The sequence below is a fragment of the Streptomyces sp. NPDC059816 genome (assembly GCF_042732055.1).
Taxonomy (GTDB): domain Bacteria; phylum Actinomycetota; class Actinomycetes; order Streptomycetales; family Streptomycetaceae; genus Streptomyces.
On the sequence record NZ_JBHWIQ010000025.1, the window covers coordinates 46,316 to 71,759 of the forward strand.

At 73.6% G+C, this 25,444-nt stretch carries 25 protein-coding genes; 11 read left to right on the forward strand and 14 right to left on the reverse strand.

Going from position 1 to position 25,444, the window contains the following annotated elements; translation table 11 throughout:
• Nucleotides 1-113 precede the first annotated feature (113 nt).
• The gene (locus ACFV88_RS27970) at nt 114-1,010 is read left to right on the forward strand and encodes an ATP-grasp domain-containing protein (RefSeq protein ID WP_385494698.1); all 897 of its coding nucleotides are present in this window, start codon (nt 114-116) and stop codon (nt 1,008-1,010) included.
• Between the two features lie 10 nt (nt 1,011-1,020).
• Here the strand turns inward: ACFV88_RS27970 and ACFV88_RS27975 are convergent, their stop codons facing one another.
• Nucleotides 1,021-1,548, reverse strand: a complete 528-nt coding sequence (locus ACFV88_RS27975; protein WP_385494699.1) for a GNAT family N-acetyltransferase — start codon at nt 1,546-1,548, stop codon at nt 1,021-1,023.
• A gap of 117 nt (nt 1,549-1,665) precedes the next feature.
• Here ACFV88_RS27975 and ACFV88_RS27980 point away from each other — a divergent pair, with 117 nt between their 5' ends.
• Nucleotides 1,666-2,460: an ATP-grasp domain-containing protein gene (locus ACFV88_RS27980; protein WP_385494700.1), complete on the forward strand. Its 795-nt coding sequence runs from the start codon at nt 1,666-1,668 to the stop codon at nt 2,458-2,460.
• Nucleotides 2,461-2,615: 155 nt separating this feature from the next.
• On the opposite strand, the gene ACFV88_RS27985 is transcribed toward ACFV88_RS27980, so the two are convergent.
• A complete protein-coding gene (locus tag ACFV88_RS27985) occupies nt 2,616-3,110 on the reverse strand; it encodes a rhodanese-like domain-containing protein (RefSeq protein ID WP_385494701.1) in 495 nt (164 codons plus the stop codon).
• Nucleotides 3,111-3,271: 161 nt separating this feature from the next.
• Here ACFV88_RS27985 and ACFV88_RS27990 point away from each other — a divergent pair, with 161 nt between their 5' ends.
• The gene (locus ACFV88_RS27990; RefSeq protein ID WP_385494702.1) at nt 3,272-3,718 is read left to right on the forward strand and encodes an Lrp/AsnC family transcriptional regulator; all 447 of its coding nucleotides are present in this window, start codon (nt 3,272-3,274) and stop codon (nt 3,716-3,718) included.
• Nucleotides 3,719-3,736: 18 nt separating this feature from the next.
• Here the strand turns inward: ACFV88_RS27990 and ACFV88_RS27995 are convergent, their stop codons facing one another.
• Both ACFV88_RS27995 and ACFV88_RS28000 read right to left on the reverse strand, forming a co-directional pair.
• A complete protein-coding gene (locus ACFV88_RS27995; protein ID WP_385494703.1) occupies nt 3,737-6,826 on the reverse strand; it encodes an AAA family ATPase in 3,090 nt (1,029 codons plus the stop codon).
• Nucleotides 6,823-7,986: an exonuclease SbcCD subunit D gene (locus ACFV88_RS28000; RefSeq protein ID WP_385494704.1), complete on the reverse strand. Its 1,164-nt coding sequence runs from the start codon at nt 7,984-7,986 to the stop codon at nt 6,823-6,825. Before ACFV88_RS28000 ends, ACFV88_RS27995 begins: the two co-directional genes overlap by 4 nt.
• 204 nt (nt 7,987-8,190) lie before the next feature.
• Between ACFV88_RS28000 and ACFV88_RS28005 the strand changes: the two genes are divergently transcribed.
• Entirely contained in the window at nt 8,191-9,276 is a 1,086-nt protein-coding gene (locus ACFV88_RS28005) for an NAD(P)/FAD-dependent oxidoreductase (protein WP_385494705.1), read from the forward strand.
• On the opposite strand, the gene ACFV88_RS28010 is transcribed toward ACFV88_RS28005, so the two are convergent.
• The 4 genes from ACFV88_RS28010 to ACFV88_RS28025 form a co-directional block, all read right to left on the reverse strand.
• Complete coding sequence (locus tag ACFV88_RS28010) at nt 9,249-9,755, reverse strand: MarR family winged helix-turn-helix transcriptional regulator (RefSeq protein WP_385494706.1); 507 nt, start codon at nt 9,753-9,755, stop codon at nt 9,249-9,251. The two genes, ACFV88_RS28005 and ACFV88_RS28010, sit on opposite strands and share 28 nt — an antisense overlap.
• A gap of 422 nt (nt 9,756-10,177) precedes the next feature.
• Nucleotides 10,178-11,266 (reverse strand): SDR family oxidoreductase, encoded by a 1,089-nt coding sequence (locus tag ACFV88_RS28015; RefSeq protein WP_385494707.1) that lies wholly within the window; start codon nt 11,264-11,266, stop codon nt 10,178-10,180.
• Between the two features lie 99 nt (nt 11,267-11,365).
• Nucleotides 11,366-12,229: a helix-turn-helix domain-containing protein gene (locus ACFV88_RS28020; protein ID WP_385494708.1), complete on the reverse strand. Its 864-nt coding sequence runs from the start codon at nt 12,227-12,229 to the stop codon at nt 11,366-11,368.
• A gap of 95 nt (nt 12,230-12,324) precedes the next feature.
• A complete protein-coding gene (locus ACFV88_RS28025; RefSeq protein WP_385494709.1) occupies nt 12,325-12,951 on the reverse strand; it encodes a YigZ family protein in 627 nt (208 codons plus the stop codon).
• 117 nt (nt 12,952-13,068) lie between these two features.
• Here ACFV88_RS28025 and ACFV88_RS28030 point away from each other — a divergent pair, with 117 nt between their 5' ends.
• The gene (locus tag ACFV88_RS28030) at nt 13,069-13,476 is read left to right on the forward strand and encodes a CoA-binding protein (protein ID WP_385494710.1); all 408 of its coding nucleotides are present in this window, start codon (nt 13,069-13,071) and stop codon (nt 13,474-13,476) included.
• A gap of 15 nt (nt 13,477-13,491) precedes the next feature.
• Here ACFV88_RS28030 and ACFV88_RS28035 read toward each other — a convergent pair whose 3' ends face one another.
• From ACFV88_RS28035 to ACFV88_RS28045, 3 genes are all read right to left on the reverse strand, one after another.
• Nucleotides 13,492-14,049, reverse strand: coding sequence for a YbaK/EbsC family protein (locus ACFV88_RS28035; RefSeq protein ID WP_385494711.1), 558 nt, complete (start codon nt 14,047-14,049; stop codon nt 13,492-13,494).
• 29 nt (nt 14,050-14,078) lie between these two features.
• On the reverse strand, nt 14,079-14,651 hold the full coding sequence (locus ACFV88_RS28040; RefSeq protein WP_385494712.1) for a helix-turn-helix domain-containing protein: 573 nt from the start codon (nt 14,649-14,651) through the stop codon (nt 14,079-14,081).
• Nucleotides 14,652-14,850: 199 nt separating this feature from the next.
• Nucleotides 14,851-15,651, reverse strand: a complete 801-nt coding sequence (locus ACFV88_RS28045) for an acyltransferase (RefSeq protein WP_385494713.1) — start codon at nt 15,649-15,651, stop codon at nt 14,851-14,853.
• A 156-nt stretch (nt 15,652-15,807) separates the two neighbouring features.
• Between ACFV88_RS28045 and ACFV88_RS28050 the strand changes: the two genes are divergently transcribed.
• The gene (locus ACFV88_RS28050; protein ID WP_385494714.1) at nt 15,808-16,383 is read left to right on the forward strand and encodes a gamma carbonic anhydrase family protein; all 576 of its coding nucleotides are present in this window, start codon (nt 15,808-15,810) and stop codon (nt 16,381-16,383) included.
• 44 nt (nt 16,384-16,427) lie between these two features.
• Here ACFV88_RS28050 and ACFV88_RS28055 read toward each other — a convergent pair whose 3' ends face one another.
• The gene (locus ACFV88_RS28055) at nt 16,428-16,880 is read right to left on the reverse strand and encodes a DUF4442 domain-containing protein (RefSeq protein ID WP_385494715.1); all 453 of its coding nucleotides are present in this window, start codon (nt 16,878-16,880) and stop codon (nt 16,428-16,430) included.
• A gap of 118 nt (nt 16,881-16,998) precedes the next feature.
• Between ACFV88_RS28055 and ACFV88_RS28060 the strand changes: the two genes are divergently transcribed.
• Nucleotides 16,999-18,021, forward strand: coding sequence for a hypothetical protein (locus ACFV88_RS28060; protein WP_385494716.1), 1,023 nt, complete (start codon nt 16,999-17,001; stop codon nt 18,019-18,021).
• A gap of 127 nt (nt 18,022-18,148) precedes the next feature.
• Complete coding sequence (locus tag ACFV88_RS28065; protein WP_385494717.1) at nt 18,149-19,489, forward strand: MFS transporter; 1,341 nt, start codon at nt 18,149-18,151, stop codon at nt 19,487-19,489.
• Between the two features lie 14 nt (nt 19,490-19,503).
• Here ACFV88_RS28065 and ACFV88_RS28070 read toward each other — a convergent pair whose 3' ends face one another.
• Together ACFV88_RS28070 and tuf are read right to left on the reverse strand one after the other, a co-directional pair.
• Nucleotides 19,504-20,349, reverse strand: coding sequence for a spermidine synthase (locus tag ACFV88_RS28070; protein ID WP_385494718.1), 846 nt, complete (start codon nt 20,347-20,349; stop codon nt 19,504-19,506).
• An 80-nt stretch (nt 20,350-20,429) separates the two neighbouring features.
• On the reverse strand, nt 20,430-21,599 hold the full coding sequence (gene tuf / locus ACFV88_RS28075; protein WP_385494719.1) for an elongation factor Tu: 1,170 nt from the start codon (nt 21,597-21,599) through the stop codon (nt 20,430-20,432).
• A 368-nt stretch (nt 21,600-21,967) separates the two neighbouring features.
• Between tuf and ACFV88_RS28080 the strand changes: the two genes are divergently transcribed.
• The 3 genes from ACFV88_RS28080 to ACFV88_RS28090 all read left to right on the forward strand — a co-directional run bounded on the left by ACFV88_RS28080 (nt 21,968) and on the right by ACFV88_RS28090 (nt 25,203).
• Nucleotides 21,968-22,696: a TVP38/TMEM64 family protein gene (locus ACFV88_RS28080; RefSeq protein ID WP_385494720.1), complete on the forward strand. Its 729-nt coding sequence runs from the start codon at nt 21,968-21,970 to the stop codon at nt 22,694-22,696.
• A gap of 128 nt (nt 22,697-22,824) precedes the next feature.
• Nucleotides 22,825-24,024 carry an FAD-dependent monooxygenase gene (locus ACFV88_RS28085; RefSeq protein WP_385494721.1) on the forward strand — a complete coding sequence of 400 codons (1,200 nt, stop codon included), beginning with the start codon at nt 22,825-22,827 and terminating at the stop codon, nt 24,022-24,024.
• A 306-nt stretch (nt 24,025-24,330) separates the two neighbouring features.
• A complete protein-coding gene (locus ACFV88_RS28090) occupies nt 24,331-25,203 on the forward strand; it encodes an undecaprenyl-diphosphate phosphatase (RefSeq protein WP_385494722.1) in 873 nt (290 codons plus the stop codon).
• Nucleotides 25,204-25,444: the final 241 nt, after the last annotated feature.

The following is a 25,444-nucleotide window of genomic DNA, read 5'->3' on the forward strand; positions in this document are numbered from 1 at the left end:
CCCCGTACCCGGGCGTGCGGCGTTCCCCGGGGAGACCGCGTGCCCGGGTACGGGCGCCCGCCGACGCCCGCCGTCCGCCCCCGCTCGTCCGCCCCCGCTTCGGAGGAACGCCCGTGCGTCCCGGATTCCTGTTCCCGTGCGACCCGCTGCGCCCGACCCGCGTCGATCCGGAGTTCCGGCCGCAGGCGGCGGCCGTGCGCGCGGCCGGCGCGCCGCTGGCGTTGATCGACCACGACGCACTCACCGCCGGCGCGGCCCACGAGGCGGTGGCCGCCGTCCCCACCGGGTCGGGCGCCTACTGGTACCGGGGGTGGATGGTGCCCGTCGGGCGCTACGGGCAGTTGGCACGGGCCGCGCAGGAGCGGGGGTGCGTACTGCTGACCGGGCCGGAGCGGTACGCCCGGGCGCATGAACTGCCCGGATGGTACGCCACGTTCACCGAGTTGACCCCGCGCAGCGCCTGGCGGGCCGCCGTGCCGTCCGCCCCGCCCGACCGGGCAGTGCTCGGCGAACTGGCGGCGTCGCTGCGACCGGGCGCGGCGGTGGTGAAGGACTACGTGAAGTCCCGCAAGCACGAGTGGGACGAGGCGTGTTACGTGCCCGACCTCGGGGACGCGGAGCGGCTGACCGCAGTGGTGCACCGTTTCTTCGCCCTCCAGGACGAGTCGCTGGCCGGCGGGCTGGTGCTCCGGGAGTTCGAACCGTTCGTCGCGGGCGGCGAGGCCCGGGTGTGGTGGGTGGACGGTGAGCCGGTGCTGGTGACCGCGCACCCCGACACCCCGGGCGGGTGCCCGGCTCCGGAGCTGGCGGGGGTCCGGGCGGCCGTCGCCGCGTTGGACTGCCGGTTCGTGACGACGGACCTGGCACTGCGGACGGACGGGGAGTGGCGGGTGGTGGAGGTCGGGGACGGGCAGGTCAGCGGGTTGCCCCGGGACGGGGCCGCCGGCGGGGCCGTCGAGACGCTGGTCGCTGCGCTGTGCCGGGCCCCGGTCGACGGGGTCGTCCGGTGACTGCCGGTCCTCACGGGGGTGGGTCGCGCAGGTCCCGGACGTACCGGTCGAACCGGGTGGCGTCGTCGCCGTGCGGCCGTGTGCCGGGGGTGAACCCCGCCCGCCGCGCGACCGCCGCGGATGCGGGGTTCGCCGGATCGACCTGGATCACCGCTTCCTGCCCGCCCTCGGTGGCTGCGTATCGGGACGCCAGGCGGACCGCGCGGGTGGCCAGGCCGCGCCCCCGCCACGAGGGATGGAGACCGTAGGCGACGTTCACCTGACCGGGCGCCAGGTCCTCTCCCGCGAACCGCAGGTCGATCGTCCCGGCGAGCGCCTCGTCGGCGCCCGTCCGGATGCCGAAAGCGCGGAGCGGACCGGCCGTGTTCCACTCTTCCCGACAGTGCCGGACGTACGCTTCGACGCCCTCGCGCGTGCCCGGACCTCCGTTGAGCCAACGAACCAGCAACTCGTCCTCGCCCGCGAGGTGCGCCTGCGCGTCGGCCGCTCGCAGCGGCGTCAGGGTGACGATCCCGTCGGACAGCTCCACTTCGCGCATCCGCCGATTCTCGACGCCGTGGTCGCCTCGCACCACCGGATTCCGCGACCGCCCGTCACGAGGGGTGCGGGGAAATCCGCTGTCCCCGGGGAGTCGGGGTACGGGACCCTGCCCCTCGTGACCTCGACGACGTCCCCACCGCGCACCCTGTTCCTGCCGCCCCGACCGACGGCGGCCGGCCGCGCCCTGGCGGCTGCCGCCGCTCGGCGCGGGCTCGGCTGCGAGGTGCTGCCGGGGCGGTGGGTGCCGGACGCGGTGCGCGGTGCGCCCGGGCCCGCGCTGTTCGCGGGTCCGGGGTTCGCCGATGCGGTGGCGGTGGAGTTGGGGCTCGGCCTGTTGGAGGCCCCGGTGGACTGGCTGGCGGGGCTTCCCCGGGAGCTGACGGGCCGGAACGTCGAGTGCGTTCCGCTCGCCGCGGCGCGGGCGTTGCGGCGGCCCGCGTTCGTGAAGCCCCCCAACGACAAGGGCTTCCCGGCCAGGATCTACCCGGACGGCAGTCGACTGCCGGGTCCCGACGCCCTGGACGACACCACCCCGGTGCTGGTCAGCGATGTCGTGGCGTTCACCGCCGAGTACCGCCTGTTCCTGTTGGACGGCGAGGTGCACACCGGCAGTCGCTACGGGGTGCGGGGCGGTCGGGACCTCCTCCCGCTCGATGCGGACCCCTGCGGTGCTCAGGTGCGGGAGTTCGCCGCCCGGGTGGTGGCGGCCGGGCCCCGGCTGCCGTCGGCGATCGTGGTGGACGTGGGGCCGCTGGTGGACGGCGGCTGGGCGGTGATCGAGGCCAACGCGGCCTGGGCCAGCGGCCACTACGCGGCCGATCCGGACGCCGCCTTGGAGGTGCTGTTGCGTGCCGCCCGGCCCCGGGGGAACGTCCCTGCGGCGGATGAACCGTTCCTGCGCCCTCAGTAGGAGCAGGCGCAGCAGACGTGCTGCGCGTAGTCGGCGGCGACGGTGTCGTAGGACTCCCGGACCGCGGCGAGGAAGGAGTGCTCGGTCACCCCGCCCAATCCAGGGCCTCGGCAGGGCCGCGCCCGGTCGTGGGCCGTCCCCCGGTGCCCACCTGCTCAGCAGCCGCAGTGCTGCGCGGCGAGCGGCACGGTCAGCGGGTCGGGCTCCCGGCGTGCCGGACCCTCGAAGGTCTCGTAGGGGAAGCCCTCCCGTGCCCAGTACTCGAACCCGCCGAGCATCTCCTTGACCCGGTAGCCCCGTTCGGCGAGGGCGAGGGCGGCCCGCGCGGCGCCGTTGCAGCCCGGCCCCCAGCAGTAGGTGACGACCGGCACGGACCGGTCGAGGAGCCGGTCGGCCTGTTCGGGGATCAACGCGGTGGGCAGGTGCACGGCCGAGGGCAGGTGCCCCTGGTCCCAGGACTCGGTGGAGCGGCAGTCCACGACGACGAACCCGGGGTCCCCGTCGTCGGCGAGCGCGGCGGCCACGTCCGAGGCGTCCGTGTGGAAGGCGAGGCTCGCCGCGAAGTGGGCGGCGGCCCGCTCGGGGGACGCCGGTGGAACCCGCAGCACGGGGTGCGGTGCGGTGCGGGTGCGGGGGGTGCTGGTGGTCATCGTGGGTTCCTCCGTGGGTCGGTGCTCCCGGCTCCGTCCCCGGAAGGCGGGTCGGTGGTCTGCCGGCACCGAAAAATCTACGGATCCCCCGGCCGCGGGAGAACGGCCGATCCACGGGACCGGGCTTGTCCCGCCGTGGTTTCCCCTGGTATTCCTCGGTGATGACCGACCATTTCCCCGATGCCACCGACTGGCGCATCCTCGATGTCCTCCAGCGCGAGGGCCGGGCCAGCTACGCGGACCTCGCCCGTGCCGTGTCGATGTCACCGAGCGCGGTGACGGAGCGCGTGCGGCGGCTGGAGGAGGCGGGCGTCATCCAGGGCTACGCGGCGGTGCTCGATCCGCAGCGGCTGGGCCTGCCGATCCTCGCGTTCGTCCGGCTGCGCTACCCGACCGGCAACTACAAGCCGTTCCACGACCTGGTCGCCGCGACGCCCGAGATCCTGGAGGCGCACCACATCACGGGCGACGACTGCTTCATGATCAAGGTCGCCGCGCGGTCCATGAGCCACCTGGAGCAGGTGTCGGGCCGGATCGGCACACTGGGTTCCGTGACGACGAGCGTGGTGTACTCGTCGCCCCTGGCACGGCGGGCGCTCGCCCGCTGACCGAGGAGGCCGCCCGACTCAGCGGCCCCCGTTCCGCTGGCGCACCGAGGACCCCCCGCGCCCCTTCACGACCTCCAGTTGGGCGTGCACCCGGCGACGCAGATCGGGCACATGGCTCACGATCCCCACCGACCGGTCCCGTTCGCGCAGCGAGTCGAGCACGTCCAGGACCTCGTCCAGGGTCTGGTCGTCCAGGCTGCCGAACCCCTCGTCGATGAAGAGGGTGTCGAGCCGTACGCCCCCGGCCTCGTCGGAGACCACGTCGGCGAGGCCCAGCGCGAGGGCCAGCGAGGCGAAGAACGTCTCTCCTCCGGAGAGGGTCGCGGTGTCCCGTTCCCGGCCCGTCCAGGCGTCCACCACATGGAGACCGAGGCCCGAACGCCCCCGCCCCGAACGGTCGTCGGAGTGCACGAGGGTGTAGCGGCCCTGTGACATCCGGGCCAGTCGGGCCGTCGCCGCGGCAGCCACCTGTTCCAGTCGGGCCGCCAGTACGTAGGACTCCAAACGCATCCGGCGTTCGTTCGCCGCGGAGGTACCGGCCGTGAGACCGGCGAGCCGGGCGACCCGCTCGTGCTCCTCGCGCAGCGGGGCCAGGGCACGGGCGGCGGCCGTGGCCCGTGCGGAGAGCCGGTCCAACTGGTCGCGGTCGCGGCCGGCGGCGGCGACCGCGGTCATGGCGTCCCGGAGCCGCTGTTCGGCACGGTGCGCGGTCCGCTCGGCGCCCGGCAGGTCCACGGGGGGCGAGGCTCCCGCCGCGACCGTGTCCGCTTCGGTGAGGGCGGCGCGGACCTCGGCGTCCGCCCGCTGCCAGGTGTCGATCCGCTGCTGGAGTTCCCGGTGCGCCGCGGGGTCGAGCCGGGCGCGGTCGGCCTCCTCGTCGGTGGCGAAGCCGGCGCGGAAGACGGCGTCGGCCACCCGCGCATCGGCCTCCTTGAGTTGCCCGGCGGCCTCGGCCCCCGCGCGCACGGCATCGACGGCGGTGTGCAGCGACTCCACGCGGCGTTCGAGGTCGGCGGCGCGGGCGGCCACGCTGACGGCGCTGCCGCGGGACCGGTCCAACTCCTGTGCCAGGGTGGCCGCTTCGCGCTCCAGTGCCTCCCGTCGGGAGGCGCGGGAGGCGGTGCGCCGGGCGGCCTGCTGCTGGGCGGCGAGCCTGCGGGCGTGCTCGCCCTCGGCCCGGTCCAGGGCTTCTTGCGCGGCGTGCAGCCCGGCGGCGACCCGGTGGGCGGCGGCGTGCTCCTGGCTGAGCGCCGTGACGGCGGCGGCGAGCCGTTCGACGGGTTCGTCCCCGGCGCCGGCCGTCGCGCCGGCGAGTTCCTCACGGACCCGGGCGCTCTGCTCGACGGCGGCGGTACGGTCCGCTTCGGCCCGCTGGTAGGCGTCGTGGGCGGCGTCCTCGGCAGCGCGGTCGACGTGGCCGGGCGTCCTGCGGGCCGGGTGGGGGTGCTCGGTGGCGCCGCACACACCGCAGGGCTGCCCGTCGAGGAGCGTCGCGGCGAGCTCGGCGGCGATGCCGTTCAGCCGCTGTTCCTTCAGGTCCAGCCACTGTTGGCGGGCCTCGCCCGCACGGTCGTGGGCCTCGCGGCGGCGCTGTTCGGCCTCGACGGCCCGGTCGGCGAGCCGGTCGCGCAGCCGGGCGGTTTCCAGGCGCAGGCGCGCGGGTTCCCGCTGTCCCGCCAGGGCCTCCGCCCTGGCCACCGCTTCCCGGGCGGTGTCGATGTCCCGCCGCAGTGCCGCACGGGTGGCGTCCCAGTCGTCGAGCCAGCCCGTGGCCTCCAGGACGATCTCGCGGTCGACGCGCTCCTCGCCGCGGGACGCGGTGAGTTCGGCGGTGAGCTCGGTGAGGCGGTGCTCGGAGCGGCGCGCGGATTCCAGGCCGCCCAGTTCTTCGGTGGCCCGACGGGCGGCCGAGCGCAGCCCGCTGACGTCGAGGTCGGAGAGGGCGTGGCGAAGCGGCTCGTCCCCGCCGGATTCCGCGTCGAGGTCCGCGCCTGCTTCCGCTACGGGTTCCGCGTCGGGGGGCAGCGCGTCGAGCGCCGCGCGCGCCTCGGCTTCGGTACGGGTGGCCGAGCGGTGGCGGGCCTCGACGGCGGTCCGCAGTTCCCGCGCGGGGGCCACCGTCTCGGCCTTGCCGGCCCGTTCCCGGCGCAGCAGGTCCGTGCGGTGCTCCGCGGCCCGTTCGGCCAGTGCCGCCGCCCGCTGTCGGGCCTGGGCGAACCGGGTTTGGAGTCGGTGGCGTTCGGCCGCCCGGGCCAGGGTCCGCCGAGCGGTTGCGGCGTCGGACTCGGCGGCGGCGAGGGCGATCTCGGCATGGGCGAGGCGTTCGCGGGCCGCGGTCCGGGCCACGGCGGCCCAGCCGAGGACGTCCGTGCTGAGGCCGGGCTCGCCGGGCGTGGTGTCGGGCAGCGGGAGGTCCGTCGCCCCCTCGCGCAGGGCACCCGCCGCGGGGACCATCTGGTTGGCCAGGGCGAGGAGTGCGGTGTCCGCTTCGCGTACCGCGGTCTCCCCCGCCCGGCGGTGCTCGGCCAGTCGCTGTTCCACGCCGGCGAAACGGCCGGTGTCGAAGAGCCGGCCGAGCAGCTTGCCCCGGGCCTCGGCGTCGGCGCGCAGGAAGCGGGCGAAGTCGCCCTGGGGCAACAGCACCACCTGGCAGAACTGTTCCTTGGTCATGCCGAGGAGTTGACCGACCTCCTCGCCGATCTCCTGGTGGGAGCGGCTGAGGTCCTTCCAGGCACCCGAGCGGTACTCGCGCAGGGCGCTGTACGCCTTCTCGGTGGTGGTGCCCCGGCCGCGCTTCTTGGGGCGGGACCAGGGGGGCCTGCGGGTCACTTCGATGCGGCGTCCGGCGACCGTGAGGTCCAGGCTCACCTCGGTGACCGTGGTCGGGTCGGCGTGGTCGCTGCGCAGGTGCGTGCCCTGGCCCTGCTGCCGGGCCCCGGGAACCGATCCGTACAGCGCGTAGCAGACCGCGTCGAGGACGGAGGTCTTGCCCGCGCCCGTGGGGCCGTGGAGCAGGAACAGTCCGGCGCGTGCGAGGTCGTCGAAGTCGACCCGGTGGGCGGCGCCGAAGGGTCCGAACGCCTGGATGCGCAGGTGGTGGAGTCTCATCGGGCGACCTCGCGCACGGTGTCGGCGGTCCGGACGGCGTCGAAGGCGTCCCGCAGCACGGCCCGCTCGGGTGCGTCGGGGCCGGCGCCGCGGACGTGGGCGACGAAGTCCTCGGCGATCTCCTGGTCGGTGCGCCCCGACAGGCGTTGCCCGTAGGAGGTCCCCCCGTCCTCGTCCGCGCGGTCCGGAGCGAAGACCAGGCTCAGGGTGTGCGGGAAGCGGGTGAGCAGGCGGGCCATGGGGTCGTCGGGACGGACCGCGTCGGTGAGGGTGGCTTCGACCCAGGCGTTCTCGTGGGGGGCGAACCGGGGGTCCTCCAGGAGGTCGGCCAGGGACCCGCGGAGCCGGGCGAGGGGGCGCGGTACCGGGCAGTCGATGCGTTCGGCGCGCACCGCGCCGGCCGCGTCGAGGTCGACGAGCCACAGGGTCTTGCGGTGGTCGACCTCGGAGAAGGAGTAGGCGAGGGGGGAGCCGGAGTACCGCACCCGTTCGCTGAGGGTCTGGCAGCCGTGGAGGTGGCCGAGGGCCACGTAGTCGACCCCGTCGAAGACCTCCCGGGGGACGGAGGCCACCCCGCCCACGGTGATGTCGCGTTCGCTGTCGCTGACGTGCCCGCCGGTGACGAAGGCATGGGCGAGGACCACCGAGCGGGTGCCGGCGGGGCGCTGCGCGAGGTCGGCGCGCACCCGGTCCATCGCGGCGCCGAGCACGTGGTCGTGGCGGGCCCGCTCGACGCCGAACTCGTCCCGTACGAGGCCGGGCTCCAGGTAGGGCAGCCCGTAGAAGGCGACGTCGCCGTGGGTGTCGGGCAGCAGCACCGGGGTTCCCACCGCGGCGGGATCGGTCCGCAGGTGGACGCCCGCCCGGCTGAGGAGCCCTGCGCCGACGCCGAGCCGACGGGCGGAGTCGTGGTTGCCGGAGATCATCACCGTGGGTACGCCCTGTTCGGCGAGCCGGTGCAGGGCCTCGTCGTAGAGCTCCACGGCGGCCAGCGGGGGCACGGCCCGGTCGTACACGTCGCCGGAGACCACGACGGCTTCCACCCCGTGCTCGCGGACCGTGTCGACCAGGTGGGCGATGAACGCGGCTTGGGCCTCCAGCAGGTCCACCCGGTGGAACGTCCGACCCAAATGCCAGTCAGAGGTGTGCAGAATCCTCAAGATACCGCTCCGACCTGCATGTTTCCCCCTGCTCGTCCCCTGGGCCGAGGACCGGATCACGTCGGTCCCCACTGTTCACGTCGACCACGCTAGCGCCTGCGCGCGCCCGGGCCGGCACGGGCCTGCGCCCTCGGACGACACTTGCTAGTTCGCATCACGAACCAATACAGTTCGTGATACGAACTATCTAGGGGAGTGGGAGACATGGGACGTGTCGTCGCAGTCATCGGCGGGGGCTACGCGGGCTCGGCGGTCGCCAAGGCGCTGGACGAAGAGGCCGACGTCGTGCTGATCGACCCGAAGGACGCCTTCGTCCACGCCGCCGGGGCGCTGCGCGCGCTGGTCCGCCCGGACTGGGCGGAGAACATCTTCTTCCCGTACGACACGCTGCTGAAGCGCGGCCGGTTCGTCCGTGCGCGGGCCGCCTCGGTGGACCCCGGCGGCGTCACCCTGGCGTCCGGCGAGCGGATCGACGCCGACTACCTGGTGCTCGCCTCCGGTTCCGGCTATCCGTTCCCCGCGAAGTGGGAGATCGATTCCGCCAGCGAGGCGCTGGCAAGGCTCCGCACCGTGCACGCGGAACTCTCGGCCGCCGAGCGGGTGCTGATCCTCGGCGCCGGTCCCGTCGGCCTCGAACTGTCCGGGGAGGTCAAGGCGGTCTGGCCGGACAAGCACGTGACCGTCGTCGATCCGACGGAACAGCTCGTCCCCGCGTTCGCACCGGAGATGCGCGAGGAGCTACGGCGTCAGCTCGACGGGCTGGGGGTGGAACTGCGGCTGGGCACCCGGCTCACCGCGCAGCCACCGACCGAGCCGGGCCGGCGGGCGGGCTTCACCGTCGCCACCACCGACGGCGAGGTCCGGGCCGACATCTGGTTCCGCTGCCACGGGGTGCACGTCGACAGCGGTTACCTCGGCGCCGACCTGGCGGCGGCCCGCACGGCGCGGGGGCCGGTCCGCGTGACCGGGACCCTCCAGGTCGACGGGCACGAACGCGTCTACGCGGTCGGCGACCTCACCGACCTCGACGAAGCGAAGATGGCCGCGCACGCGGTGCGACACGCGGAGGTGGTGGCCCACAACGTCCTCGCCCAGGTGCGGGGCGAGCAGCCGTCGGCCGTCTACCGGACGTCCCCCGCTTCGATCCTCCTCCCGCTCGGGCCCCGGGCCGGGGTCGGGCAGATGGCCACCCCCGACGGCCCGTCCGTGCTGTTCGCGGAGACGGTCACGCAGTACAAGGGGGCGGACCTGGGCACGGACCGTTACGCGGAGCTGTTCGGCACGCGGTGACGGTCCCCCGCCGGCGCCGGCTCCCCGTCCGGCTCCAGGAAGACCACCGGGACCCGGTTGGTCTCGACCACCCTGCCGAGCAGTTCCGCGAGGGCGGTGCGTTCGGCCCCGGAGAGGTCGTCCAGGAGCGCGTCGATGCGTCGGCGGGTGCCCTGGTAGAACTCCTCGGCGAGTGCGGCGCCCTCCTCGGTGAGGGCGACCATGACGGCCCGCGCGTCGTGCTGGCAGGTTTCGCGCCGCACCAGGCCGCGCCGGGCGGTCCGGTCGACCAGGCCGGTCAGGCTCGACTTCGCCAGCCCGAGGATCGCGCCCAGCTCGCTCATGGGGTAGGGCTGCGGCATCAGCACGCACAGCAACTGGCCCTGTTGCGGGGGCAGGCCGAGCGCGCGTGCGGACTGGGCGTAGACGGCGTTGACCAGGTACGAGGACCGCACGAGCCCGGTCACGACGTCCATCTGCCCATCCATGCGTCTCGCCATCCGGCCAGGGTACGGCCCGGTGGGCGTGCGATGTCCCCTGCGGGTGCGTGGTGGTCGTTCGCGCCGTTCCCCGCGCCCCTTCCGGTGCGCTGTGCGCGGGGTGCGCTGCCCTGTGGGCTGCGTCCCACTGTCGCGCAGTTCCCCGCGCCCCTATCGGGGCCCTCCAGCCGCCGTCCCCAGGCCGGGCCCCGAAAGGGGCGCGGGGAACTGCGCGAACGACCACCGCGCACCCGCAGGGGACGAGCGCACGCCTGCCAGGCAGCCCCGATAGGGGCGCGGGGAACGGCGCGGGCAACCACGACGCACCCGCAGGGGACATCGCACCCCCGCCGGAACAGCCCCGAAAGGGGCGCGGGGAACTGCGCGAATCCTCAGCGCACCGAAGCGGAGCCACGCACGCCCAGCAGGACGCACCCGACCCGTCAACCGGGAATGACCCGCTCCCGGCGCAAGGTCTCGAAGAGGGCGGTGAAGGACGCGAGGGTGTCGACGTAGTCGGCGAAGCCCGCGGTACGGCTACGGGTCAGATCGCTGAAGCACTCGACCGGCCGGTTGAGGTCGGCGTCCGTATGCCACCAGGAGGCGACCCGAGCCAGCTCGGGTTCGACGAGGCGCTCCCGCACGGCCAACGCCCGCCAGGGCTCCACCGCTCCCGCCATCTGCTCTTCCAGCGGACGCGGCCGGTCCGCGTAACCCTCCGGTTCGACGTCCAGGAGTTCCGCGATGCGGGGCCACATCCACCGCCAGCGGAAGGTGTCACCGTTGGCGGTGTTGTACGCCTGGCTCGGCAGCCCCTGCGTGGTCGCGGCCCAGACCATCTGTCGGGCGAGCAGGCCGACGTCGGTCATGTCGGTGACGCCGTTCCACTGCACCTCGTTGCCGGGGAAGACGAAGGGCCGGCCCGCCGCCCGGGACAGGGCCGCCTGCGCGGCCAGGGTCATCCCCATGTTCATGGCGTTGCCCAGCGCATGGCCGATGATCGTGTGGGACCGGTGGACGCTCCAGGCGAAACCGTGGTCCGCGGCGGCCTTCCAGAGTTCGTCCTCCTGCGCGTAGTAGAAGTTCGGGACGGAGAGCCGCGGCTCGTCCTCCCGGAAGGGCGTGTCCCTGATCTCTCCGACGGCGTACGCGCCGAAGGGACCCACGTAGTGCTTCATCCCGGTGACCAGGGCCACGTGACGCAGTCGTCCGGACCGGCTCGTCTCCTCCAGGACGTCACGCACCATGGCGGCGTTGACGGTGATGTTCTCGGCTTCGGTCGCCCGCCTGCTCCAGGCGGTGAAGAACACGTGCGTGGGTGCCAGTCCGGCAAGGGCCGCCCGTACGGACTCCGGGTCGGTCAGGTCGGCGGTGACGGTGTGCACGCCGTCCCGGGCGGGCGGGACGCTCCGGGAGAGGCTGACGACCCGCCAGCCCTGTGCGGCGAGTTCCCGGCACAGGGCGCGGCCCGCTATGCCGGTGCCGCCCACGACGAGGGCGAGCCGGGCGTCCTGCGGGTCCGTGGTGTTCATGGTGGCTCCTGTTCGCGGGCACGACGGCACGCCGAGCGGCGGTCCGGGCCCGGAGGTGTGGGTGTGCGGTGACGGTCCGCCGCGCGGGCGGGGGTGTGCTCAGTGCGCCCGGTGGGCCGCGGGCGGGCTGAGGGTGGCGAGCAGGGCGAGGGCGTCGGCCGATGCGCTGCCGGGCTCGGCCGTGAGGATCTCCAGCCGGTGGTCGGGGCTGTCCGGCTGGAGCCACACCTGGTAGGTCAGCTCCAGCTCCCCCACCACGGGGTGCCGCAGACGGCGGCTGCCGAAGGTGCAGTCCCGTACGTGGCCCGCCGACCACAGGGCGGTGAACTCGGGGCTCTTCATGACGAGTTCACCGATGAGGGCGGTGAGCGCCGGGTCGTCCGGGTGGCGTCCGGCGACCAGGCGCAGATAGCCGACGTGGGTCTGGGCGTGGGCCTCCCAGTCCGCTTCCTGTTCCCGGACGTGGGGGTCGAGGAAGAGCATCCGCGACAGGGAGGGCCGCCGCGCGGGGTCCTGCGGAGCGTCGTGGTCCAGGTGCCCGGCGAGCAGTGCGTGCCCGAGCCGGTTCCAGGCCAGTACGTCGTTGCGGCGCCCCAGGAGGACGGCGGGCAGTTCGGGGAGGGAGTCGAGGAGGGCGAGCGTCCTCGGGTGCGGGGCCTCCGGGGGTGGCGGGCCGGGGGCCGTGCGACCGGGGGCGCGGGCGAGGTCGTACAGATGGGCGCGCTCGGTGTCGTCCAGGCGCAGCGCCCGGGCGAGGCCGTCGAGGACGGAGTCCGAGGCGTTGCGGCTGTGTCCTTGTTCGAGGCGGGTGTAGTACGCGACGCTCACTCCGGCGAGGCGCGCCACCTCCTCGCGTCGTAGACCGGGGACGCGCCGGCTGCTGCGCACGGTGATCCCCACCCGTTCGGGAATCGTCCCGGCACGTCGAGAAAGGAGGAAATCACCCAGTTCGCTTGGGTTCATAGAGCGAGCCTACGTCGCTGAACAGGGCCGTGGGGGCAGTGAGACTGTCCCTGTGAGTGGTCGGCTGACGACCCGTCCTCTTCCGGCGGGCGGGCTCAGACGGTGCCGTACGCTTCGCCGCCGAGTTCGAGGACGGCCGTCCCGGCGGTCGCGTCGGCGAGCCAGGCGCGGAACGCCTCGACCTCCGCGTCGGGCAACCCGATCTCGATGGTGACCACCTCCGCGTACCGCACCCCGCGCACCTCGCGGCCGGTGGCGCGCAGGTCGTTCTGCACCTTGCCGGCCCGCTGGTGGTCGACGGTGACGGTGGCCAGTCGGAAGCGTCTGCGGGTCACCGTGCCGAGGACGTCCAGTGCTTCGCCGACGGCTCCCCCGTAGGCCCGGATCAGTCCTCCGGCGCCCAGTTTGACCCCGCCGTAGTAACGGGTGACGACGGCGACGACGTACCGGACGTCACGGCGCAGCAGCATCTGGAGCATGGGCACGCCCGCGGTGCCACCGGGTTCGCCGTCGTCCGAGGCCCGCTGCACCGAGGCGTCGGCCCCGATGACGTACGCGGAGCAGTTGTGGGTGGCGTCGGCGTGCTCCCGTCGGACGCGGGCGATGAAGTCCTGGGCCTCCCGCTCGGTGGCGGCGGGTGCGAGCGCGCACAGGAAGCGCGAGCGGTTGATCTCGATCTCGTGCACACCCTGTCGGGCGACCGTGCGGTACTCGTCCTGCATCGTCCCAGCGTAGGCGCTGCGCGCCGCAGGGTACGCGGCGGGGGAATCTCCGGACGGCCCGCTTCGTTCTCGGGAGTGGGACGGCAGCGGGCCGCCCGCCTACGCTCGGAGGCACCCATGTACGGCGACCAGGCGACGGTCGAGAAGATCCTCACCGAGTCCGGTGACACCTGGGCCGTCGTCGGCCTGTCCAACAACGAGTCGCGGGCCGCGTACGGGGTGGCGCGGGTCCTGCAACGCTTCGGCAAGCGGGTCGTGCCGGTCCACCCCAAGGCCGAGACGGTCCACGGCGAGCAGGGGTACGCCTCGCTCGCCGACATCCCGTTCGACGTGGACGTGGTGGACGTGTTCGTGAACGCGGAGCTGGCCGGCCGGGTGGCCGACGAGGCGGTGGCCAAGGGCGCGCGGGCCGTGTGGTTCCAACTCGGCGTGGTGGACGAGGCGGCGTACGCACGCACCCGGGCGGCCGGGCTCGCCATGGTGATGGACCGGTGCCCCGCGATCGAGATACCGCAGCTGGGCTGAGCCCGCCGCGGCCGTTCAGGCGCGGCCGAGCCCTTCGATGACGGTCGCCCCCGGCAGTTCGGCGAGGGCCTTGCCGGGCACGATCAGCTTCCCCCGGCGACGGCCGCTGCCGAGCAGCACGTGCGGGAGGTCGACCACGGCGGCGTCCACCAGCAGCGGCCAGTCGGCGGGCAACCCGATGGGGGTGATGCCCCCGTACTCCATGCCCGTGAGCCCGGTCGCGGTGTCCATCGCGGCGAAGGACGCCTTGCGCGCGCCCAACTGACGGCGTACGACGCCGTTGACGTCGGCGCGGGCGGCGGACGGGACGACGCAGGCGGCCAGGGTGGTCTCGCCGCCGCGCTTGGCCGCGACGACCACGCAGTTGGCGGAGGCGGAGAGCAGGTCGGGCCCGTAGTGCTCGACGAAGGCCGCGGTGTCCGCCCACTGCGGTTCCGTGTCGACGTAGAGGAACTGCTCCACCGGGACGGTGCCGTGCCAGTGGCGGACCGCGTCGGCGATCGGGGCGACGAGTTCGTCCAGGTGGTCCGCAGCGGGGACGGCGTTGTCGAAGGTGCCGATGGGTGCGCGCATACGGGCACGCTAACAGTCCGGCGAACGGGTCAACGCGCCGGTGGAACGGCGACCGCCATGGTCATCTCGACCACTTCGGAGCCGTCGTTGCGGTAGGTGTGGGGCACGTTCGCCTCGAAGGTCGCCGAGGTGCCGGCGGGCATCGCGTGCGGGGTGCCGTCCACGACGAGCGTCAGTCGGCCGGCGGTCACGTGCAGCAGTTCCACGGTCCCGCCGGGGTGCGGGTCGGAGGTGCTGCCCTCGCCCGGCATCAGACGCCACGCCCACAGTTCCAGGGGGCCGCGGCGCTCGGTGCCGACCAGGAGCAGGGTGTGGCTCCCGGCCTCCGTCGACCACATGCGCACCGCCCGCTCGGGCGGGACGAGCCGGACCTGCGGCCCCGGTTCGTGGTCGAGCAGGGTGGCGATGCTGATGCCGAGGGCGTCCGCCAGCTTCACCGTGGTGCCGACGCTCGGGTTGGTCCTGGCCTGCTCGATCTGGATGATCATCCCCCGGCTGACGCCCGAGCGGGCCGCGAGGGCGTCCAGGGTGAATCCACGCTCGCCGCGCCACCGCTTGAGGTTGCGGGCGAGGGACTGGGTGAGCTGATCGAGGTCCGACACGTTCCGTCCATGGTGTTGGCCGGGCGGACCGCCGGTACGGTGCGCCACGGTGTGTTTCCGGGCGAGGGCCCCACGGCTGACCGCACTGTACTTCGAGGGCCCCGGACCGCACCGACAGCACTCCACCGGTGCGCTGCGCCGCCCCCCGCGCGGACCTGTGCGCCCGGGCCCCGGACCCGACCGGTCGCATCGGCGGCCGTCAAGCGGGCCGTTCGCCCTCGGCGTCCTCAGGGTTCTCAGCGCCCTCAGGGTCCTCAGGGTTCTCCCGCGCGAACACGAGCAGCTGCTCCGGCGTCACGCCCGCCGGCACGGGTACGGGTGCGGGGGTCCGCAACGGCGGCTGCCAGCCCTCCTGCGCGGTCCACCGCCGGACCACCTTCGCGGGCGCGCCCGCCACCACCGCGTGGTCGGGCACGCTGCCGCGCACCACCGCGCCGGCCGCGACGACCACGTTCCGCCCGATCCGGGCGCCGGGCAGGATCACGGCCCCGGTACCGATCCAGCAGCCCGACCCGATCTCGACGGGCTCCATCCGCGGCCACTGCTTGCCGATGGGCTGGTCGGGGTCGTCGTACGAGTGATTGGTCGAGGTCACGTAGACGTACGGGCCGAAGTAGCTGTCCGCGCCGATGGTGACCGTGGTGTCGGCGACGACGTGGCTGCCCCGCCCGAGGACGACGCCGTCGCCGATGCACAGGATCGGGTCGGGGCCGAGGTCGAGACCGGGTAGCAGGCCGGCGGTCAGGGTGACTTGTTCGCCGATGATGCAGTGGGCGCCGAGATGGATCCAGGGCTCCCCGAAGACGGTGCCCTGCGGGAACGCCAACCGGGTGCCGGTGCCGATGGACCCGAAGTCCAGACGTCCGGGGTGTTCCGCGGTGACCGCTCCCGCGCGTCGGGCCCAGGCCCAGCCCGCGTGGACGACCTGCTGGGCCGCGCGCCGCGACCAACGCCCCGGGCCCCGGGCCAGGACGGAGAGCACGTTCCACCTCTTCGGCACCCGGCCACCCTACTCACGGGTACGACAGGGCGTCGCGGGCACCCGTGTGATCTTCACCCCATCCGCTGGACCGTCCGCGCGCGGCGTCGCCTACCGTGCCGTGGACACGCGCCTGCCACGGCGGCGGCGACCGCACCGACGACAAGGAGACCAGTCATGGCCGAGCGGGCACTGATCGCGGGGGTCGGCGGCAAGGACCCCGAGGTGGACCCGGGCGCGTTCGTCGCACCCACTGCCGTCGTGATCGGCGACGTGACCGTACGCACCGGGGCGAGCGTCTGGTACGGCGCCGTCCTGCGCGGCGACTGCGGTCCGATCGTGATCGGTGCGGACAGCAACGTCCAGGACAACTGCACGGTGCACGTCGACCCCGGCTTCCCGGTCACCGTCGGCGAGCGCGTCACCATCGGCCACAACGCGGTGGTGCACGGGTGCACGGTCGGCGACGACGCCCTGATCGGCATGGGGGCGACCGTGCTCAACGGCGCGGTGATCGGCGCCGGTTCACTGGTGGCGGCCGGGTCCCTCGTCCCGCAGGGCATGGAGGTGCCGGCCGGTTCCCTGGTGGCGGGCGTGCCGGCCAAGGTGCGCCGGCCGCTGACCGAGGAGGAGCGGGCCGGCATCACGCGCAACGGCGCCCTCTACGGGGAACTCGCCGGGGCGCACCGCGACGCCCACGCGGAGCGGACCGCGGGCAGGGGCGGGGACGGGGACGACCCGGCCGGTAGGTGAACGGGGGTGCGGCGGGCCCGGGTCTCCGGGCCCGCCCACCACTCTCAGCCGTGCGGTCGCAGCGTCCAGACCACCGTCATCTCCCCGGTGACCGCACCGTCCGCACGTCGGATGGCGATGTCGACGGGGAACTCGGGACGGCCGCCCGCGTCGAGTTCGGCGATGACGTCGGCGGCCGGCCGCCCCAGGGTGGCGGTGGCGGTGACGGGGCCGATGGCCAACTTCTTGTAGGCGATCTCGGCGCGCACGGCGAGCGGCACGGCACGGGAGAGCTGTTCGCCGAACGCCGCGAGCACGACGGCACCGCTGGCCGATTCCCCGAGGGTGAACATGGCTCCGGCGTGCGGTCCGCCCACGTGGTTGTGGTAGTCGCCCTGGTCGGGCAGGAGCACCACCGCGCGCTCTGAACCGACCTCCTGGAACTCCAGGTTCAGGGTGCGGGCCATGGGGACGGTGGCGGCGAGCATCTCGCCCACGGACGTGCGGTCTGCGCTCATGCCCGGATGTTACCCATGGGTAGAAGTGTTGGCCAGGGCCTACGTGATCCGGGACGGCCACGGACCCGTCGAGGACCTGTGACTCACCCGTTGCCCGGCGCCACTATGGTTACTGCCCATGTGGCCAGGACAGCAGCAGCCCGGGGGCGAGCAGAACCCGCAAGCGCAGAACCCCAACCCGTACCAGCAGCCGGGTTATCAGCAGCCCAACCCGTACCAGCAGCCCGGGTACCAGCAGCCCAACCCGTACGCGCAGCAGCCGGGTCAGCAACCGCCCTGGGGGGCGCCCACCGTCCCGGCGGGCCCGGCCGTTCCCGGTGCGCCGGGCGGCGGTGGCGGGAGCCGGACCAAGGTCGTCGCGATCGCGGCGGCGCTCGCCGTGGTCGTGGCCGCGGGGGTCACCGGCTTCCTCGTGCTCGGCGGCGAGGACGAGAAGGAACCGGCCGCCAAGGGCGGTGACACGAGCGCCCCCGCCTCCGCCCCGGCCTCCGCTGCGGAGCCGTCCGCCACCGAGAACCCCCGCGACGGCGAGGACATCAAGCCGACCATCGCGGGGTGGAAGGTCGTCTACAACCCCAAGCGCGGGGTCGCCTTCGACGTGCCGGCCAACTGGGAGGTCGACCAGCCCGGCATGTCCATCGGCTTCGAGGACACCAAGTCCAAGAAGCTCAAGCCGCTGATCGTCATGTCGGCACCCGCCTACTACAAGTCCAAGTGGTGCCAGTCCGACGACGAGAAGGACGGCAACCCGGACAGCACCGCGCTCGCCACCGTCGGCACCAAGGGGGCGAACGGGGCCACCAGCGCCGAGGACGCGGCCATCCGGCAGGCCCCCTGGTGGGTCTACGGCGGCTACACCCAGCCCGACCGCAAGAGCATGACCTTCGACGAGAAGGGCACGCCCTTCACCACCACGTCGGGCATCGAGGGCAGCATCGCGCGCGCCCACTCCACGAACACGCCCAAGAAGGGCAAGTGCGTGACCGACGGCAAGTCCATCGCCTTCGGCTTCAAGAACTCCAAGGGCGACTACGTGGCCTGGAACCTGTACGGCGCCAAGGGCGTGAAGGAGGAGGTGCCGGACTCGCTGATCACCCAGATCCTCAAGACGGTCCGGCTGCACGGCGAGCCCACGGACTGATCACGCACCGCGGCGGGCCCCGATCGGGCGGCCCACCGCACGGCCACGCAGGGGGACGGGGGCCCTGCGCGGAGCCTGCCGGGAAAACCGATTGGGTTCCCGGCGCTTCCCCGGCGATAGTCCATGGGTGAACACCTCCTCCGCCTCCCCGCGACGCTCACGACTACCGTCCTGGGCGGGCCGCAACTACGTGCTCCTGACCGCCGCCACGGTGATCACCAACCTGGGCAGTCACGGCGCACTGATCGCCTCGGCCTTCGCCGTCATGGAGTTGGGCGGGGACAGCGGTGACGTGGGCCTGGTGGCAGCGGCGCGCGCCGTCCCGCTGGTGGTCTTCCTGCTGATCGGCGGAGCGGTCGCCGACCGACTGCCGCGCCACCGGGTCATGGTGGCCGCGAACACCCTGAACTGCGTGTCCCAGGCGGTGTTCGCGGTGCTCGTCCTCACCGGCGAGGCCACCCTCTGGCAGATGATGCTGCTGTCCGCCCTCGGCGGCGCCGGGCAGGCCTTCTTCAGCCCGGCCTCCGAGGGCATGCTGATGTCGTCGGTGACCGGTGAACAGGCGAGCCGCGCCTTCGCGCTGTACCGGATGGCCATGCACGGTGCGGGCATCGGCGGCGCCGCGCTGGGCGGCGCCATGGTCGCTGCGATGGGCCCCGGCTGGGTGCTCGCGATCGACGCCGCCGCCTTCGCCCTGGCCGGGGCGCTGCGCGCCTTCCTCGACGTCCGGCACATCCCGGCCCGGAAACCCGGCGAGGGGCTGCTCGCCGATCTGCGGGACGGGTGGCACGAGGTGATCAGCCGTCCCTGGCTCTGGTCGATCGTGGCCCAGTTCTCCATCGTGGTCGCGGTGATCGGCGTCTCCGAAGCCGTGTACGGACCGATGGTCGCCCGGGACGAACTGGGCGGCGCGGCGCCCTGGGGACTGGCGCTGGGCGCCTTCGGGGTCGGCACGGTCGCCGGGGCGCTGCTGATGGTCCGTTGGAAGCCCCGCAGACTGCTGTTCGTGGGCACGCTGTGCATCTTCCCGCAGGCCCTTCCCGCGGCCGCGCTCGCCGTGCCGACGCCGCTGGTGGTCCTGGTGGCGGTGATGTTCGTGAGCGGCATCGCCATCGAGGTGTTCGGCGTCTCCTGGATCACCGCACTGCACCAGGAGATCCCGGAGGAGAAGTTCTCCCGGGTCTCCGCGTACGACTGGCTCGGCTCGCTGGGACTGGTCCCGGTCTTCACCGCGCTGGCCGGACCGGCGGAGAACACCATCGGCCGCTCCACCGCGCTGTGGGGGTGCGCGGTGCTGGTGGTCGTGGTGACCGCCGCGGTGCTGTTCGTACCGGAGGTGCGCCAGCTGGCCCGACGGGACCCGACGACTGCGCCGGAACCGGGTGCGGTGGTTTCGCCCGGCGCCCCGCACATGGAGGCCGTCCCCGCGGCCCCCGGCGGGGAACCGGTCGGCGACGGCCGGGGCTGACGGCCACCGCGCGGTCAGCCGACCCGGAAGGCACCGCCCGGCGGCTCCGGGGAGGCCACGGCGTCCGCGTCCCGCACCGGCCTCGCGTCCCCGGTGCGGCGGCGCAGCGCGGCCCCGTGTTCCACCCGCGCGGCGAACGCGTCGGCGGCCACCCGGCGCGCCAGCTCGGCGACCGCGAGGGGGGCGTGCGAGGCGACCAGGACCAGGTTGCCGAACCGGCGGCCCCGGAGCACGGAGGGCTCGGCGATCAGCGCCAGCTCGGGGAAGACGGCGGCGAAGGTCGCCAGTTGGGACCGGAGGAAGGCGAAGGGCGCCCCGTCCGCGAGGTTCGCCGCGTACACCCCGTCCGCACGCAGCACCCGCTCCGCCGCGCGCGCGTAGCCGAGGGTGGTGAGGTGGGCGGGCACCCGCGAGCCGCCGAACACGTCGGCGATCAGCACGTCGGCCGAACGGGCGGGTGCCCGGGTGAGCCATCCCAGGGCGTCTGCCCGGCGCATCTCCACCGCCGCCCCGGGGGGAAGCGGCAGGTGTGCGGCGACGAGCGCGCTGAGGGCGCCGTCCGCCTCCACCACCTGCTGTCGGGAACCGGGCCGGGTGGCCGCGGTGTAGCGGGGCAGGGTGAGCGCCCCGCCGCCCAGGTGCACCACGTCCAGCGGACGGCCCGCCGGCGCGGCGGTGTCGATGACGTGTCCGAGCCGGCGGGCGTACTCGAACTCCAGGTGTTCGGGGTCGTCGAGGTCGACGTACGACTGCGGGGACTCGTCGACGGTGAGCAGCCAGGCCCGCGGCCGGTCGATGTCGGGCAGCAGTCGGGCGATGCCGTGCTCCACTGCGCGGACCACGGGTACGGGCTCCTCCATCCGACCATTGTGCCGTCCCCCGTGGTACGGCCGTCACGGGAGGGTGACGGCCGCACCACGAGGCCCCACGTCGTCGTACGTCAGTCGACCCGGGACACCGTCCCCGCGCCGACGGTCCGGCCGCCCTCACGGATCGCGAAGCCGAGGCCCGGCTCCAGCGGGACGTCCCGGCCCAGCTCGACCGTCACGGAGACGGTGTCGCCGGGCCGCGCCACGGCCCGCTCGCCGAGGTCGATGTCCCCGACGACGTCCGCGGTGCGGATGTAGAACTGCGGGCGGTACCCGGTGGTGATCGGGGTGCTCCGGCCGCCCTCCGCCGAGGAGAGGACGTACACCTGCGCGGTGAACCGGCGTCGGGGCTCCACGCTGCCGGGCGCCGCGACCACCTGGCCGCGTCGCACGGTGTCCCGTGCCACCCCGCGCAGCAACAGGGCCACGTTGTCGCCCGCCTGCGCCTCGTCCATCGGCTTGCCGAAGGTCTCCACACCGGTGACGACGGTCTCGACACCGGCGCCGAGCACCTCGACCCGGTCCCCCACGCGTACGGTGCCGCGCTCCACCGCACCGGTCACGACGGTGCCGCGGCCGGTGATGGTGAGGACGTTCTCGATCGACAGCAGGAACGGCGCGTCGACGTACCGCTCGGGCATCGGCACGAACGTGTCCACCGCGTCCAGCAGCGCCACGACGGACTCGGTCCACTGGGGGTCGCCCTCCAGCGCCCGCAGCCCCGAGACCCGCACCACGGGCACGGTGTCCCCGCCGTAGCCGTGCGCGGAGAGCAGCTCGCGGACCTCCAGCTCCACCAGGTCGGTCAGCTCCTCGTCCCCCGCGTCCGCCTTGTTGATCGCCACGACGATGTGGTCGACACCGACCTGACGGGCCAGCAGGACGTGCTCGGCGGTCTGCGGCATGATCCCGTCGAGCGCGGAGACGACGAGGATCGCCCCGTCGAGCTGCGCGGCCCCGGTGACCATGTTCTTGACGTAGTCGGCATGGCCGGGCATGTCGACGTGGGCGTAGTGGCGGGTGTCGGTCTCGTACTCGACGTGCGCGATGTTGATGGTGATGCCGCGGGCGGCCTCCTCCGGGGCCCGGTCGATCCGGTCGAAGGGCACGAAGGTGCCGGTGCCGCGCTCGGCGAGCACCTTGGTGATCGCGGCGGTCAGGGTGGTCTTGCCGTGGTCGACGTGACCCATGGTGCCGATGTTGAGGTGCGGCTTGGTGCGCACGTAGGCCGTCTTGGACATGGGGGTTCCTCGCATCGCGGAGGTGGGTGAAGGGCACGGAGCACGGCTCCGGTGCCGGGGACCCCTAGGACCTACCGACCCTCCCCCTGCGGGGTCCGCCGGTCGATCCGGGGAGGGTCAGCGTCGCGCGCCGTCGACGGTCGCGAGCGAGCAGATGACGGCGGCCTTCCGAGCATCCGCTGCTGCGGATGCTGCGAGGGGGAAGGTGTGCCGGAACATGGGGAGATCATCGCGGACCGGGGGCGGCGCCGTCGACCGATTAATTCCGGTCCGGGTACCGAACACACCCCGGTCCCGGCGCCGGTTGCGGAGCGCGGCGCCCACGGACCCGACGGCGATCATATGTACGGTTCGGTTACTCTCCCCGCATGCTGGACACCACCCTCACCCGACCCGCGCCGATCCCCGCGGCGACCTCGACGAGCGTCGCCGCGCGGGGCGTCGGGGTCCTACTGTCGCCCTGGTCCCGGCTCTCCCTGCTGGTGGTCCTGCTGGCGGGCGCGGCCCTCGGGATGCTGGTGTTCGAGCCGCAGCGGTTCCTCGCCGACGGCTGGCCGTCCCAGCTCCGGGGCGCCACCGCGGCCGTGGTGTTCGCCGCGGCCTACGGGCTGTGCACGGTGCTGTTCGTGCCCCGACCCCTGCTCAACCTCGCGGCGGGCGCACTGCTCGGCGCGCGGTTCGGTCTGGGCGCGGCGGTCGCGGGCACCGTGCTCGGTGCGGCCCTCTCCTTCGGACTCGGGCGGTTGCTGGGGCAGGACGCGCTGCGCCCGCTGCTGCGGGGGCGCTGGCTCCGGGCCGCCGACGGGCAACTGAGCGAACACGGCTTCCGCTCGATGCTGGTGATACGTCTCTTCCCCGGCGTGCCCTTCATAGCGGCGAACTACTGTGCGGCGGTGTCCCGGATGGGGTGGTTCCCGTTCGTCCTCGCCACCGCCCTGGGATGCGTCCCCAACACGGCCGCCTATGTGATCGCGGGCGCCCGCGCCGAGAGCCCGACCTCCCCCGGCTTCCTGATCGCGACGGGCTTCATCGTGGTCACCGCGCTCTTCGGCACGGTGGTCGCCTGGCGCAAGCGCCACCGTCTGCGGACCCGCTGACCGCTCCTCGGATCCCCGCACCGCGCGGGTCCGCCGCGGCCGACCCGCGCGGGACGGGCGACCCCACACCCACACCCTGCTACCCTGCGTTACTCGTCATGCACTTTGCGTCATCCTGGGGAGCGTGTGTGAAGGTCGCCTGCGTCGGCGGCGGGCCCGCCGGTCTGTACTTCTCGATCCTGATGAAGCGCCAGGACCCGTCCCACGACATCACCGTCTACGAACGCAACCCCGCCGGATCGACGTACGGCTGGGGCGTCACGTACTGGAGCGCGCTCCTCGACCGACTGCGAGCGGGCGACCCCGAGTCGGCGCGGGCCATCCGCGAACACTCGGTGAGTTGGCACCAGGGCGTGGCCCACGTGGGCGACTTCACCACCGTGCAACCCGGTGACCAGGGCTTCGGCATCGGACGGCGCACGATGCTCGCCCTGCTGTCGGAGCGCGCCGCGTCCCTGGGCGTCACGTTGGCGTTCGAGCAGGAGGTCACCGACCCCCCGGAGGCCGATCTGGTGGTCGCCGCAGACGGCGTGCACAGCGCCCTGCGGGAGCAGCACGCCGGCCACTTCGGCACCGAGATCGCCTCCGGCCGCAATGTGTACGCATGGCTCGGCACCACCCGGGTCTTCACCTCGTTCACGTTCGCGTTCGTGGCGACCGACCACGGCTGGATCTGGTGCTACGGCTACCCCTTCAGCGCCACCCGCAGCACCTGTGTCATCGAGTGCTCGCCCGCGACCTGGCGCGGACTCGGCCTCGACCGCGCCGACGAGGCCGAAGGGCTGAACCTCCTGGAGAAGCTCTTCGCCGCCCCGCTGGACGGGCACCCGCTGATCGGTCGCGAGCAGTCGGACGGCCCGGCCCAGTGGCTGACGTTCCGGACCGTCACCAACCGCGCCTGGCACCGGGGCGACCTGGTCCTCCTCGGCGATGCGGCGCACACCACCCACTACTCCATCGGCGCGGGTACGACGCTCGCCCTGGAGGACGCGATCTCACTGGCCGGGGCGCTGCGCGACGCGCCCGACGCCCCTTCCGCGCTGGCCCGGTACGAGCGGGAGCGCCGGGCGGCGCTGGTCCCCGTGCAGAGCGCAGCGCGCTACAGCGCCCGGTGGTACGAGGACCTGCCGCGGTACATGGCGCTGCCGCCCGCCCAGATGTTCGCCCTGCTCGGGCAGCGACACTCCCCGCTCCTGCCGCACCTTCCGCCCCGGCTGTACTACCGGCTGGACCGGGCCGCCGGCCGGCTGGAAGCGGTACGACGGTTCAAGCGGTGGGCCGGGCCCCGGGTGGCCCGCACGCTGCACGCGCGCTCACGCACCCGTTGAACCGGCCCCCGTCCCCGACGTCGGGCGGGTGTGCGGCGCCCGCCCGACGTCCACCAGTCGCCGCGCGGTAAGCCCCGGTTCACCCACGGCTCCTACGCTGCGCACCAGGTCGCGGTGGTCACGCCGACCGGGCGCCCGGGGCCCCACCCGCACCGGACGCCCGGCACCGTCCCGTCCGCAGCCGTACTCCGTGTCCCCGTCCGCCTCCGCTCCCCCAGGTGCGCGTCCGTACGGGTGCGCCCTCGTCCGCATCCGGCCCGCGTTCCCGTGGCCGGAGCCCCGATCAGCACTGGATCCCGTTACTCCATGTCTTGGTTCGAAGCCTTCGTCCTCGGACTCGTCCAGGGGCTGACCGAGTTCCTCCCCATCTCCTCCAGCGCCCACCTGCGGCTGACCGCGGCGTTCGCGGGCTGGCAGGACCCGGGGGCCGCGTTCACCGCGATCACCCAGATCGGCACCGAGACCGCCGTGCTGATCTACTTCCGCAAGGACATCGCCCGGATCGTCTCCGCCTGGTTCCGGTCCCTGACCGACCGGTCCCTGCGCAGTGACCACGATGCGCAGTTGGGTTGGCTGGTGATCCTCGGGTCGCTGCCGATCGGCGTGCTCGGCGTGACCCTCAAGGACCAGATCGAGGGCCCCTTCCGGGACCTGCGGCTCATCGCGACGACGCTCATCGTCATGGGTGTCGTCCTCGGCGTCGCGGACCGACTGGCTGCCCGGGACGAGGCGGGCGGCAAGCACCGGGCGGTGCGCCCCCGCAAGACACTGAAGGACCTGGGCGTCCGGGACGGCCTCGTCTACGGCTGTTGCCAGGCGCTGGCGCTGATCCCCGGGGTGTCCCGGTCCGGTGCGACGATCAGCGGCGGCCTGCTGATGGGGTACACCCGTGAGGCGGCGGCCCGTTACTCGTTCCTCCTGGCGATTCCCGCGGTCCTCGCCTCCGGCGCGTACGAGTTGAAGGACGCGGGGTCGGGCCATGTGTCGTGGGGGCCGCTCCTCTTCGCGACCCTCATCGCCTTCGGGGTGGGGTACGCCGTCATCGCCTGGTTCATGCGCTTCATCACCACCAAGAGCTTCATGCCGTTCGTCTACTACCGGATCGCCCTGGGGATCCTGCTGTTCGTCCTGGTCGGCGCCGGGGTGTTGAGCCCGCACGCCGGCGAGTTCGGGCACTGAGGCGACGCGGCCCCGCCCCGCGGGCGCACGAGCGGCCCCGCCCGGAAGGCGCTGTCCAACCGGGCGGGGCCTCAGCTCACGCAGCCAGCATGCGCTGATGTTGCTCGCAGCGTAAGCGGCCCCACTGACACTGACAGCGACGACCCGGAGCCGAAGGCCGCAGTACCTCGCCGCGGGACGTTCAAAACCCGCCAGGGACTGGTAAATCGGCCGAGAAGGAGAGAGTTGCCTCACAGCCGAA

Bases quoted from the DNA above. Each gene is read 5' to 3' on its own strand.
- ACFV88_RS27985 (WP_385494701.1), bottom strand. From the start codon at position 3,110: ATGACCACCAGCACCCCCCGCACCCGCACCGCACCGCACCCCGTGCTG.
- ACFV88_RS28090 (WP_385494722.1), top strand. From the start codon at position 24,331: ATGTCTTGGTTCGAAGCCTTCGTCCTCGGACTCGTCCAGGGGCTGACC.
- ACFV88_RS28080 (WP_385494720.1), top strand. From the start codon at position 21,968: ATGCTGGACACCACCCTCACCCGACCCGCGCCGATCCCCGCGGCGACC.
- ACFV88_RS28060 (WP_385494716.1), top strand. From the start codon at position 16,999: ATGTGGCCAGGACAGCAGCAGCCCGGGGGCGAGCAGAACCCGCAAGCG.
- ACFV88_RS28055 (WP_385494715.1), bottom strand. From the start codon at position 16,880: ATGAGCGCAGACCGCACGTCCGTGGGCGAGATGCTCGCCGCCACCGTC.
- ACFV88_RS28050 (WP_385494714.1), top strand. From the start codon at position 15,808: ATGGCCGAGCGGGCACTGATCGCGGGGGTCGGCGGCAAGGACCCCGAG.
- tuf (WP_385494719.1), bottom strand. From the start codon at position 21,599: ATGTCCAAGACGGCCTACGTGCGCACCAAGCCGCACCTCAACATCGGC.
- ACFV88_RS27975 (WP_385494699.1), bottom strand. From the start codon at position 1,548: ATGCGCGAAGTGGAGCTGTCCGACGGGATCGTCACCCTGACGCCGCTG.
- ACFV88_RS28005 (WP_385494705.1), top strand. From the start codon at position 8,191: ATGGGACGTGTCGTCGCAGTCATCGGCGGGGGCTACGCGGGCTCGGCG.
- ACFV88_RS28035 (WP_385494711.1), bottom strand. From the start codon at position 14,049: ATGCGCGCACCCATCGGCACCTTCGACAACGCCGTCCCCGCTGCGGAC.
- ACFV88_RS27995 (WP_385494703.1), bottom strand. From the start codon at position 6,826: ATGAGACTCCACCACCTGCGCATCCAGGCGTTCGGACCCTTCGGCGCC.
- ACFV88_RS28020 (WP_385494708.1), bottom strand. From the start codon at position 12,229: ATGAACCCAAGCGAACTGGGTGATTTCCTCCTTTCTCGACGTGCCGGG.
- ACFV88_RS28070 (WP_385494718.1), bottom strand. From the start codon at position 20,349: ATGGAGGAGCCCGTACCCGTGGTCCGCGCAGTGGAGCACGGCATCGCC.
- ACFV88_RS28025 (WP_385494709.1), bottom strand. From the start codon at position 12,951: ATGCAGGACGAGTACCGCACGGTCGCCCGACAGGGTGTGCACGAGATC.
- ACFV88_RS28015 (WP_385494707.1), bottom strand. From the start codon at position 11,266: ATGAACACCACGGACCCGCAGGACGCCCGGCTCGCCCTCGTCGTGGGC.
- ACFV88_RS28010 (WP_385494706.1), bottom strand. From the start codon at position 9,755: ATGGCGAGACGCATGGATGGGCAGATGGACGTCGTGACCGGGCTCGTG.
- ACFV88_RS28030 (WP_385494710.1), top strand. From the start codon at position 13,069: ATGTACGGCGACCAGGCGACGGTCGAGAAGATCCTCACCGAGTCCGGT.
- ACFV88_RS27990 (WP_385494702.1), top strand. From the start codon at position 3,272: ATGACCGACCATTTCCCCGATGCCACCGACTGGCGCATCCTCGATGTC.